The organism is Flavobacterium sp. (assembly GCF_044373165.1).
In the GTDB taxonomy this organism is placed as follows: domain Bacteria; phylum Bacteroidota; class Bacteroidia; order Flavobacteriales; family Flavobacteriaceae; genus Flavobacterium.
In genome coordinates, this window is the sequence record NZ_JBILQL010000143.1 from 1 (window position 1) to 2603 (window position 2603).

Annotated in this window: 3 protein-coding genes; all 3 read left to right on the forward strand. The window is 36.4% G+C overall.

All coding sequences use genetic code 11. The features are described 5' to 3' along the window. The coding region (locus ACIQ32_RS11795) for an SUMF1/EgtB/PvdO family nonheme iron enzyme (RefSeq protein ID WP_396195878.1) at positions 1-356 on the forward strand (356 nt) is incomplete at its 5' end. A 54-nt stretch (positions 357-410) separates the two neighbouring features. Then, positions 411-1058, forward strand: a complete 648-nt coding sequence (gldL, locus tag ACIQ32_RS11800) for a gliding motility protein GldL (RefSeq protein WP_290875049.1) — start codon at positions 411-413, stop codon at positions 1056-1058. Positions 1059-1109: 51 nt separating this feature from the next. After that, positions 1110-2603, forward strand: a 1494-nt coding sequence (gene gldM, locus ACIQ32_RS11805; protein WP_396195879.1) for a gliding motility protein GldM, incomplete at its 3' end; no start/stop codon positions are given.

Below are 2603 nucleotides of genomic sequence, written 5' to 3' on the forward strand. Positions count from 1 at the left end.
CTAATCGTGGAGACTACGCAGCAGATCAAGCTTTGTATACAGTAGAGGCTAAATCTTACGAGCCAAACGGATATAATCTTTACAATATGTCGGGTAATGTTGCGGAATGGACAGATTCTTCTTATGATGCTGCAGCTTACGAATATGTGTCTACGATGAATCCAACAGTGGGCGACTCAAAAAATATGAGAAAAGTAGTTCGCGGAGGATCATGGAAAGATGTTGCTTACTTTTTACAAGTAGGAACCAGAGATTTTGAATATGCTGATACTGCTAGAAGTTATATTGGGTTCAGAACTGTACAAGATTACATGGGAACTCAAGTAACTAAAAATGGTAAGGCACCAAGAAAGTAATTTCAAAACCAACTTAATTATATTTAACTTAACTAACTAAAAAAATTTTTTATTATGGGATTATTATCACCTAAAGTTATGAATTTTGCCTATGGTATGGGCGCAGCTGTAGTAATCGTGGGAGCTTTATTTAAAATTGCTCACTTTGAACTTGGACCTTTAACAGGTACAGTGATGTTAACTATAGGACTATTAACGGAGGCAGCAATTTTTGCTTTATCAGCTTTCGAAACACCGGCAAAAGAAATTGATTGGTCTCTAGTATACCCGGAATTAGCCGGAGGAGAAGCAAGACCTAAAGATAAAAAGAATGAAGAAGCTAAAGATGCTCAAGGTTTATTGTCTCAAAAATTAGACAATATGTTGAAAGAAGCTAAGATCGACGGTCAGTTGATGGAAAGCTTAGGAAACAGCATCAAAAATTTTGAAGGAGCTGCTAAAGCAATTTCTCCAACTGTTGACTCTGTAGCTTCTACAAAAAAATATGCTGAAGAGATGACAAAAGCTGCAACTCAATTAGAAACTTTGAATGGTTTGTACCAAGTACAATTACAAAGTGCTGAGAGAAATGCACAAATTAACAATGAAGTTGCTGAAAACAATTTAAAATTAAAAGACCAAATGCAATCTTTGACATCTAACTTGCAAACATTGAACAATGTTTACGGTGGTATGTTGTCTGCAATGAGTAACAAAGGATAATTAGTTTTTGAACTATATTTTATTAACAAAACAATAAACTAATTAGAAAAAATGGCAGGAGGAAAACTAACCCCTAGACAGAAGATGATTAACCTAATGTACTTGGTTTTCATCGCGATGTTGGCAATGAATATGTCAAAAGAAGTACTTTCGGCTTTTGGTTTGATGAACGAAAAATTTGAAGCTGCTAACAGTTCTTCTAAAGCTACTAACGAGCAAATGTTATTGGCTTTAGATGCCAAAGCTTCAGAGGCTAAAGGTCAATTTGCTGTAGCTGCGGTAACTGCTCACAAAGTGGAAGCTGCTACCAAAAAATTCTATGACTTTGTAGGGACTTTAAAAGATGAAGTTTTAAAAGGTGTTGAAGTAGACGAGAATGGTAAATTACCATATGAAGCTATGGATAAAGCAGATAATTTAGACCACAGCTGGTTTACCGGTGATGGTTATACCGCAAGAGGTAAAGAAGTTATTGCTGCTATTGAAGCTTATAAAGCGGATATGACTGCTGCTTTAGGGAACGAAAAGAAATATTCAGCTATCTTAAATGAAGTAACTAAAAAGTTCGATTTAACTGAAGTAAAAGACAAAGAAGGTGTTAAAATCAAATACCTTGATTACCACTTCAAAGGCTTTCCGGCTATCGCTTCATTGGCTAAATTGTCAGCTTGGCAAAACGATGCTAAAAAAGCTGAATCTGATGTAATCAGTGCTGCTTTAGGTAAAGCGGCCGTTCAAGCTGCTTCTTACAGCAACTATCAAGCAATTGTAGCTTTAGATAAAAACGTATATTTCCAAGGTGAGCAAGTAACCGGTAAAGTGGTGTTAGGTCGTTACGACGAAAATACTAAACCAACCTCTTTCTCAGGTCCTGGTAAATTGGTAAACGGTCAAGCGGTTATTTCCTTAACTGCCGGTGCTGTTGGTGAGCAAAGTATTAACGGTCAATTTACATTCTTGGAAGAAGGAAAAACAATTCCATTGAAATTCCAAGGTAAATATGTAGTTGTTCCTCGTCCAAATTCAGCTAACATTTCTGCAGATAAAATGAACGTAGTATATAGAGGTTTGCCTAACCCAATGACTATTTCATTTGCCGGTATCGGTGATAACTTCGTAAATGCTTCAGCTCCTGGTTTGATTAAAGCCGGTGGAAATGGTAAATATGTTTTAACACCTCAATCCGGTACTGAAGTTACGGTTTCAGTAAGTGGAAAAATGACTGATGGTAAAACAGTTACTGATAAAAAAGTATTCCGTATCAAAAACATTCCTGCTCCAGCCGGTGCTATTGGAGGTGTTGTTGGTGTTCAAAAAGGTGCTAAATCACGTTTAGAAGTGTCTACTATTAGCGCTGATTTACAAGATTTCGTTTATGATTTGAAATATGAGGTTACTCGTTTCAGCTTTAAAGTTCCTGGTCAGCCTGCTATCATTGTAAGCGGTAACAAAGTAGATCAAAAATGTAGAGCTGCTTTGGCCAGAGCTACTAAAGGAGATCAAATTTCAATTTTTGATATTAAAACTAAAATCGTAGGTGCTTCA